We start from the raw sequence: 8,530 nt of genomic DNA, 5'->3' as shown, positions 1-8,530 counted from the left end.
ATTGAGGTCAGAGCTGTACTTTATAGGCTGAGCGTATTCAGTAGCTAGGTGGGGTTCAGGCGACGCTTACTACTTTCAAGTGAGAGGGGGAAGGTTAAAAATACACGTATAATTCGCAGGAGCAACATTGAGAATTTCCTCCGTAAATACGCTGTTCTGTCTAAGGTTACTGCTGCAGCAGGTATAAGTTCTGGCGTGCTGAGTAGCTACCTGAAAGCTGAGGGTGTCTTATGCCTAAATGCTGGCAACATTCAGTTTAAACAAAAAATTTATTTCAGGAGTCAACTGAAGAATCTGGCATTTCTCAAAGAGCATATAAACAATGACTCAGATTGGGCTTATCTAGATGGTTTTTAGGCGTTTGCTCGTAAGACTATTTGGATTTATTGGAAAGCCACTTTTCAAAGTGATATGCAAAGAGCAATACCAGCAGTGACAGTAAAGGAAAGCCGATGGCGAATGCTAGTGCAATTTCGTTTAATGTAGCCATAGAATCTTAGTTAACACTATTGGGTGTGTTTGATATCACTGAAGTATAGTGGGTTTTTGACTCTTCGGAAAGTGGACATTCTTTACAGAGATTGTACGATCAACAAATTATCTGAAATACAGTGTAACAGATAGTTACACTGGGTTGAAGGTTGACATGATCTTACACTGAATTCTTAGACACCTAGTTTGCCGATTTATATCGGGCTTCCAACTCTTAAAGGGTTGATGACCACAAAACTTCAATATGTTCAAGCAAGTTCGATCACATCTTCCCTCTTTACGCATATTTTTTCGCTTCACTAGTTCAGTTTTAAATGAATATCTAGCCTTGGCTTTTGTGCGGTAGGAAAAGGCCTGAGTCTAATCTGGCTTCCTTACACCTAAACAGCATTCAAATATTCGTTTCTGCCATAGGCGGTTGTTAGCCTTCTTGAAATGCTACTAATTACCGCGGTACAACAATTGATAAACTCAGAATAATCTTTATCGTCAATACCAATTTTTCTTTTTCCGTGAGATATGTCATTCCTTACATTTAAAAGTCTATTTAAAGGAGCATAAATATCTTTTAAGTCTTGGTATTCTAAACCAACTTGATAGAGTAGTTTTTCCAGCACTTGCTGGCCTACATTATTTTCTGTATTTACATACCCATCAGGTATAGCTACATTTTGTTCCTGAATGATAGAGAGACTGCCAACAAAATCTACTTGTCTAGATAATTTATGTAAGTGGGAGTCATCTGGTAGAGTGCTTTTAAAAATGCGACTTTTTTTATCTTTATTATGAAGAGCTAAAAACTCCCTATGCAAAGTTGCAGCAGCAATGACTGGTTTTACCTCTGAGCACTTTAGATTGAGTTTATTAATTTCATCGATATATAAAGAAAAAGAAAATTGCACAAACCCTTCTATGTGGGCATATATTAGGCACAATATTGACCTTCTAATCTTCACTCTTTCATCAGGTGGCATGTTCCTTTGAATATTATTAAGAAAACGAATCTCTTCTTCTCGCCACTCCCTTTCACTTTCGAGTTGCTCTTGAAAAGTTACCAAACTCATAGCTGTAGCTCACTTAGTCTATCAATAACTATTTGTATTCTTTTCATTAACGGTCCTGGAGAGTTTTTTCCGCCTCCGGTGGTTACCTCTTTGAACTCACCTGAAGATTTAATGTCAATGAGCTTTGCTTTAAGTTTCTCAATTTGTGTGTCGTCAGAGGGTTCTATGCGGTCTACCACGGATTGTAATCCTATACATATAGCTTCAAAATGATAGACAGAGAAATTTGATTGAACTCCATTCTCTCCAACTCGGCCAAAAGCTTTTTGCTGTAGGCACTTATTGAGTATTTTAAAAGTTTTGTCAAATATAGCTTCTTCTTGTGCATAATCAAACTGAACATCTAGATTTTCAGGGTCAGAGACATTCTCCATATATTCAGTTAAAAAGTCTGCAACATCATGAGTAAATTTATCTTTATAATTCTTCAGAGAGAAGAATCGTAAAACTAACTCTTGGTCAAATGATCCCAGTTTTTGCTGAGGTGAAATGTTGTGTATACAAGCTTTGTAGTCTTCATTGTCTTTGCTTTTTCTTATTACAAAGTCAATAAATGTTGGGTCTAACATTCTTATTGTGCAATTTCTTAGTTGCTGATTGGTGAGAGCTTCTCCTCCTGTATTAAGTCGCTTAAACATATGATATCTAAACTTGTTATCACTACCTTTTCTTACAACTTCTACTCTGACAAAAGCCCGCTTTAAACGTATTTTAAGTGACGTTGGGAGTTGGTCGAATTTCAACGTATTCAACTCATTCACAATGTCACACTCTTGTAATTCTAGGAAGTCACCTTTATTTATTGGAGGAGTTAAATGATCTGCGGTTAGTTGACCTCGGAGGTGTAGGTATGATGAAAACCTTTGCAGCCCATCAATTAGTTGATAAGAACCATTATCTGTTTCAACGACATAAATTGGAGGAACAGGCATTTCAAGCAAAAGAGACTCTATGAATCTAGACTGGGCTCCAGGCGACCATCGGAAAAGGCGCTGATAATCTGGATTAATATCTAGTTCACCATCGGTATACATATCAAGAAGTTCGTTAAATGATATGTCTAGACTTTGTGTGTGAACTTTTTCAACATTTTCCTCTAATGATAATATTAGTTTTTCATTTGCCATAGCTTGTACTAATCCTTTTTAAAAACGATCACTGTTTCATAAGCTGTATTTTTGGCCCGGTACAGCTTACTTTTTTGATTTAAATTTGCCATATTTTGCCTACTTTCAAACTCAACTACATCCTCAATAATAAATCCATGATTTTGAGACATTTGGCCTATGATTTTAGGTAAATTACAATGAACATCTTTGTAGTAAGAGTCTTGAACTACACAAATGAACCTGCCGTTAGGTTTTATTACTCTATATATTTGCTCTAAAGACAACTGCAATGATTTAAAATACTGTAAAAGGTTCTTGAAGTAATACGTTTGGGATGCCTTAGAAGGATGTTTATATACATTACGTAAAAACGTTTGACATTCTTTCCCTAAATTGGATGGAATTGTATCAATACTTTTGGGAACAGTAGTGGTTCCCATTAGACTTCGGCGAATATGTTTAATCTCAGATTTACCGTTAGTCGCAATTATAGAAAGCTCTGGCATTGTTGCCACTCCATAATCGATTCTTGTACAGTAGGGAGGGGATGTAAGAACCAAATCAACAGACTCAGTACCTAACTGCAAGTTTGTGGAAGAACCAATATTTATCTGCGCTAACGGACATTTCCTGTCATGCCGAACCATGTCAATGCTATTAAACATTTTAGAAAGATTTGATACGTATAAGCTTCTCAACTCAGGCCAATAAAGTGTTAATTTTTTATCTGCAGATTTAGGCCTCTTTATCCATGTTGGGTTTGATGGAATAAAAGGCTTTAAAAACTGCCTAACAGTATTGAATAAGGCTGTGTACATGAGGCATTGATATGGCTGCAATGAGTCTACTTTCTCTTGAGTGTTGTTGTAGTAACGACCACAAAGTATAACCTTTTCAATTTTTCTAATAAGCAAAGCTGACTCGTCATCAAGCCAAATAGTTAAAGGATCGTTCTTTACGTGTTCCACTTTAATATTAGATCTGATTTTTTTTATCTTTTGTCGAATAGACTCAATATCTTCAACCGTTGATTGTTTCGCCATAGCGATGACTTTCATCGCAGGGTTCAAATCAATACCAATTGACCTTATCCCTTCAATTGAGGCCATCAATGTTGTAGTACCTCCACCGTTCCAAGGGTCGAGGATTACAGAGTCATTGTTTAGTTTACATGACGTAATTATGCTTTGAGTAAATGTATGAGAATAGCCAGCATAGTAATTGTACCAATCAGGCCTCACTTCAATCGATTCATTGATTCTTTTTGGGTTTATAATTAGCAATTTATTTCCAGCACAAGAGTTGCCTTACTTCGCATATGATATCTAAAGATTGAGCTGTATCCCATATACCACAAAGTTTTTATTAGTTTTCAATTGATCAAAGTTAAAATAGTGTGAACCTCTATTTTTCTATACTCAAATTTACAACACGTACACCAAGGCTTATAGCGCTACTTAGTATGAAACTAATTACTGGCCCAAATTATGAGGTCACGCAAGTAGACGATTGCTGTGTATATAAATTATAAATAAAACAATGGTTTAATTTTGATGAGCCAGTAGGCAGCATTATCCGCTTTTGGCAAATTGTGAATAATATCGGCATGCTTGATGATAAGTAGAAAAGCTACATTTTGCTTCGTGACTGGAAAGGTAGGGAATTTTCATGAATGATGATAATCTGGGTTGAAATTCTCAAAGATTGTGAGAAAGAGTTGCTTTATACTGTTCTCATAATCCGTGAAGTGGTGCGAGGGTGCGGAGATCTCATTTTCATGAATGATGAGATCTCACACATCTAGTAAAAAGGAGGGATTTTCCCTCCTTTTTTTATGCTTTAAAGCTTAAAACCCTCCTGCGCTCGCGGTATACTGAGCATAATTTTCAATCATTGAATCTAGCGTGAGCGCCAAATTACTGAAGGCGTTTACATACGATAAGTACCAGATAAAAATAAGCCAACTATGCAAAAATACGATATCAAAACCTTCCAAGGTTTGATCCTGGCTTTACAGGATTACTGGGCGCAGCAAGGCTGTGTTGTAGCTCAACCTTTAGATATGGAAGTTGGTGCGGGTACATTCCACCCGATGACCTTCCTTAAGTCCATTGGTCCTGAGCCAATGTCGAGCGCATACGTACAACCTTGTCGCCGCCCGACGGATGGTCGCTATGGTGAAAACCCTAACCGTCTTCAGCATTACTACCAATTCCAAGTTGTATTGAAGCCATCGCCTGAGAATATTCAGGAGCTCTACTTAGGCTCTCTAGAAGCGCTGGGCATTGATACATTAACGCACGAAGTGCGCTTTGTTGAAGACAACTGGGAATCACCAACACTAGGTGCTTGGGGATTAGGTTGGGAAGTATGGTTGAATGGCATGGAAGTGACTCAGTTTACTTACTTCCAGCAAGTTGGCGGTATTGAATGCTCACCGGTAACGGGTGAAATTACTTATGGTTTAGAGCGCCTTGCGATGTATATACAAGGTGTAGATAGCATTTATGATCTCGTTTGGACAGATGGTCCAATGGGGCGCGTAACTTATGGTGACGTGTTCATGCAAAACGAGATAGAACAGTCGACATATAACTTTGAATATGCGGATGTAGAGGCATTATTTAAGCAGTTTGATCAGTGTGAAAAAGAAAGTGAAAAGCTAATCGAATCAGGGCTTCCTCTACCTGCTTATGAGCAGGTAATGAAGGCATCTCATGCATTTAACCTGTTAGACGCACGTCACGCTATCTCAGTAACTGAGCGTCAGCGCTATATATTAAGAGTTCGTGCTTTATCAAAAGCCTGTGCGCAGGCTTACTATGAAGCACGTGAAGCACTTGGCTTCCCGCTTTGTAAGGATAAATAATGTCGATTGAAAACTTACTCGTAGAAATTGGTACCGAAGAGCTACCACCAAAGGCGTTACGCAACCTTGCTGAGTCATTCGCAGAAAATACTAGGCAAGAACTTGAAGCATTAGAGCTTAGCCATGAAGGCGTGAGCTGGTATGCATCACCTCGTCGCTTAGGCATTCAAGTTAAAGCATTGCAAACGCAACAGGCCGATAAAGTGGTTGAAAAGCGTGGTCCAGCTATTCAGGCGGCATTTGACGCGGATGGTAACGCGACTAAAGCGGCGCTAGGTTGGGCTCGTGGTTGTGGTATTGATATTAATGATGCTGAGCGTTTAGAAACTGACAAGGGTACATGGCTGCTACACAAAGCGAAAGTAGAGGGGCAACAGACCTTAGCGTTACTAAGCGATGTGATCAACAAAGCACTGGCTAAGTTACCTATTCCAAAGCCGATGCGCTGGGGTGCGAACAAGACGCAATTTATCCGTCCAGTTCATACCGTGGCTGCACTACTTGGTAGTCAACAAGTTGAAGGTGAAGTGCTAGGTAAAGCTATCAGCAATGAGCTGCAGGGACATCGTTTTCATCACCCTGAGCGTGTTCGTGTTGAACATGCTGATGATAGCCATGCAGTGCTAAAAGGCGCATACGTTATTGCGGATTATGAAGCACGCAAAGCGTTAATTCGAGGCCAAATTGAAGCTGAAGCTGAAAAGCTCGGCGCGCAAGTAGCGATGGATGAAGACCTGCTTGAAGAAGTTACATCACTAGTCGAATGGCCAGTAACTTTAGTTGCATCTTTTGAAGAAGCCTTCTTGCAAGTGCCTGATGAAGCACTTATCTACACCATGAAAGACGACCAAAAATACTTTCCACTGTTAGATAAGCAAGGCAACTTGATCAACAAGTTCTTGTTTGTTTCTAACATTGAAAGTAAAGATCCGAGCGTAGTGATCTCGGGTAACGAGAAAGTGGTTCGTCCACGTCTGGCAGATGCTCAGTTCTTCTTTGAAACGGATAAGAAGAAAACGCTGGAAAGTCGTCTTGAGTCACTTGATTCAGTGTTATTTCAGAAGCAGCTTGGCACACTAAAAGACAAGTCAGAGCGTATCTCTACGCTCGCTGGTTTTATTGCGGAGCAGCTTGGTGCTGATAAGGCATTGGCAGAGCGTGCCGGTTTACTAAGTAAAACGGATTTAATGACTGAAATGGTCATGGAATTTACTGACGTTCAGGGCGTGATGGGTATGCATTACGCACGCATTGATGGCGAAGCAGAAGAAGTCGCACTAGCACAAAATGAGCAATATATGCCGCGTTTTGCCGGTGATAATCTACCGTCTAACCCAATCAGTTTTGCTGTGGCGCTTGCGGATAAGTTTGATACTCTGGTTGGCATTTTTGGTATCGGCCAGACACCAAAAGGCGATAAAGACCCGTTTGCACTTCGTCGTGCTGCCATCGGCGCATTGCGTATTATGGTAGAAAAAGAACTACCATTAGACATTCAGGATATCGTTGCCAAAGCAATGACGTTATTCGGTGATAAGCTAAGCAATGCAAATGTTGCCGATGAAGTGGTTGAGTTTATGTTAGGTCGTTTCCGTGCCTGGTACCAAGACGAAGGTATCAGCGTGGATGTGATCCAAGCAGTACTTGCAAGACGTCCAACGAGCCCAGTTGATTTTGATCGCCGAGTAAAAGCGGTTAGTCACTTTAGAACGTTGGCGGAAGCCGAAGCGTTAGCTGCTGCCAATAAGCGTGTAAACAACATTTTAGCGAAGAATAACGTCGCGTCAGAAGCTGCGGTGGAGAGTTCACTCCTGCAAGAAGAAGCTGAGCAAACATTGGCTGCACAAGTTGCTGCGTTAACTGCTGAGCTTGCACCTGTTTACGCTGAAGGCGATTATCAAACTGCACTGACGCGTTTAGCAAGTTTACGTGAAGCAGTAGATAACTTCTTTGATAATGTTATGGTAATGGCGGACGATGAGGCGGTTAAAGCCAATCGTTTAGCGCTACTTGGTCAGTTGAGTAAGCTATTCCTTAATACCGCAGATATTTCAGTGTTACAAAACTAATTGCTGATACAAAAGCCAGCAACAGCTGGCTTTTTGCTGATTGGTAAAAGCAAGTAAAAGGCAGTCTAGCTATGATAAAAAAACAAGGGGCAATGGCGATTTTGCTATTAGCACTTACCGCTTGTAGTAGTAACTTTCAATTGCCAACGACTTCAACTTCACCGGTTGTTGCTGGTGAGTTGGATAAGACAATGTATTTACGCGGTGACTTCACTCTGTGGGATGCTGAACCTCAGTATCGCCTTGAAGAAACACAACCGGGGATCTACGCAACAAAAGCAAGATTCATGAGCCCAGGTAAAGTGTATGAATTTAAAATTGCTGATGAGCAATGGAGTGAAGGCTACAACTGTGGCTATAAGAGTGAAGGGCAGTTAACGCTAGGGCAACCGCTGGTCGCGGATTGTAACACGGTGTATAACTACTTTAGCTTCAAGCCAAGTAAAAAAGGTTGGTACGAAATCCGCTTAGATTATCGTAATCCTCGCTCACCAAAGGTGGTGATTGTAAAATCTTAAATGAGCGGCAGGTGCCGCTTTTTTATTGTCTATGGCTCATGAGTTCAAACAGAGTGTTAATGAGGGGATCACTGACCTTTCTTAATCACATATTTGTATGGAGATTCAGCCACCGCTTTGGCAACCAAAGTATGATCCATAAATTCACAGAAGCTCGGAATGTCTCTTGTCGTTGAGGGATCATCTGCGATAACTAACAACGTCTCACCTAAGTTCATCCGTCTCACCATGCCTCTAATCATCATTACCGGTTCCGGACAACGTAAACCTACTGCATCTAAGGTATGGTCGGTATTATCAAAACTCATTGTGGGTGGCCTTGTTAGTGACGAAAACCGCTATTTTAACCGCATGTTGTAAGTAAGCTCAAGTTTGGATAATCATGCCTTAGCCAACCGAGGTGAGGTAA

General features: G+C 40.3%; 7 protein-coding genes. 3 read left to right on the top strand and 4 right to left on the bottom strand.

The window, feature by feature from the left end; genetic code table 11:
• Window positions 1-872: 872 nt before the first annotated feature.
• Genes CKO50_RS20760 through CKO50_RS20750 form a run of 3 tightly spaced genes read right to left on the bottom strand, consistent with a single transcriptional unit; the run spans window position 873 to window position 3,774 of the window.
• Window positions 873-1,556, bottom strand: a complete 684-nt coding sequence (locus CKO50_RS20760; RefSeq protein WP_095729707.1) for an MAE_28990/MAE_18760 family HEPN-like nuclease — start codon at window positions 1,554-1,556, stop codon at window positions 873-875.
• Window positions 1,553-2,683 carry a DUF262 domain-containing protein gene (locus tag CKO50_RS20755; RefSeq protein WP_095729706.1) on the bottom strand — a complete coding sequence of 377 codons (1,131 nt, stop codon included), beginning with the start codon at window positions 2,681-2,683 and terminating at the stop codon, window positions 1,553-1,555. Before CKO50_RS20755 ends, CKO50_RS20760 begins: the two co-directional genes overlap by 4 nt.
• 8 nt (window positions 2,684-2,691) lie before the next feature.
• Window positions 2,692-3,774, bottom strand: a complete 1,083-nt coding sequence (locus CKO50_RS20750; RefSeq protein WP_141240171.1) for a DNA methyltransferase — start codon at window positions 3,772-3,774, stop codon at window positions 2,692-2,694.
• A gap of 857 nt (window positions 3,775-4,631) precedes the next feature.
• Here CKO50_RS20750 and glyQ point away from each other — a divergent pair.
• The 3 genes from glyQ (at window position 4,632) to CKO50_RS20735 (ending at window position 8,121) form a co-directional block, all read left to right on the top strand.
• Window positions 4,632-5,534 (top strand): glycine--tRNA ligase subunit alpha, encoded by a 903-nt coding sequence (glyQ, locus tag CKO50_RS20745; RefSeq protein ID WP_095729704.1) that lies wholly within the window; start codon window positions 4,632-4,634, stop codon window positions 5,532-5,534.
• Entirely contained in the window at window positions 5,534-7,603 is a 2,070-nt protein-coding gene (gene glyS / locus CKO50_RS20740) for a glycine--tRNA ligase subunit beta (RefSeq protein WP_095729703.1), read from the top strand. Before glyQ ends, glyS begins: the two co-directional genes overlap by 1 nt.
• A gap of 71 nt (window positions 7,604-7,674) precedes the next feature.
• Window positions 7,675-8,121: a hypothetical protein gene (locus tag CKO50_RS20735; RefSeq protein ID WP_095729702.1), complete on the top strand. Its 447-nt coding sequence runs from the start codon at window positions 7,675-7,677 to the stop codon at window positions 8,119-8,121.
• A 68-nt stretch (window positions 8,122-8,189) separates the two neighbouring features.
• Here CKO50_RS20735 and tusA read toward each other — a convergent pair whose 3' ends face one another.
• The gene (gene tusA, locus CKO50_RS20730; protein ID WP_010376829.1) at window positions 8,190-8,429 is read right to left on the bottom strand and encodes a sulfurtransferase TusA; all 240 of its coding nucleotides are present in this window, start codon (window positions 8,427-8,429) and stop codon (window positions 8,190-8,192) included.
• Window positions 8,430-8,530 lie beyond the last annotated feature (101 nt).

The organism is Pseudoalteromonas sp. HM-SA03, assembly GCF_002289345.1.
GTDB lineage: Bacteria > Pseudomonadota > Gammaproteobacteria > Enterobacterales > Alteromonadaceae > Pseudoalteromonas.
The sequence above is the reverse complement of the archived record's forward strand: the minus strand, read 5'-3'. Positions and strand labels throughout refer to the sequence as shown.